This is a genomic window from Dysgonomonas mossii (assembly GCF_004569505.1).
Classification (GTDB): domain Bacteria; phylum Bacteroidota; class Bacteroidia; order Bacteroidales; family Dysgonomonadaceae; genus Dysgonomonas.
Map to the genome: position 1 here is coordinate 1 of NZ_SPPK01000158.1, position 383 is coordinate 383.

Genomic DNA, 383 nt, shown 5'->3' on the forward strand with positions numbered 1-383 from the left:
GTCGGTGAAGGACCGGGCGGCGCTGTCCATCGTGCAGGATGCCGAGGCGAAGGGGCTGATCCGGCCGGGCGGCACCATCGTGGAGGGCACAGCAGGCAATACCGGCATCGGCCTCGCCCTGGTGGCCTCCGTGCGCGGCTACCGGACGCTGATCGTCATCCCGGTCACCCAGTCCGAGGAGAAGAAGCAGACCCTGCGGCTCGCCGGCGCCCGCCTCGTGGAAGTCCCGGCGGTGCCGTTTTCCAACCCGAACAACTACGTCCACGTCGCCCGGCGGCTGGCGGAGAAGCTTGCCGCCACGGAGCCGAACGGGGCGTTCTTCGCCGACCAGTTCGACAACGTGGCCAACCGGCAGGCCCACGTGGACGGGACCGGGCCCGAGA

Annotated in this window: 1 protein-coding gene; it reads left to right on the plus strand. The window is 70.5% G+C overall.

Going from position 1 to position 383, the window contains the following annotated elements:
* The coding region (locus E4T88_RS19115; RefSeq protein WP_135107622.1) for a pyridoxal-phosphate dependent enzyme at positions 1-383 on the plus strand (383 nt) is incomplete at both ends.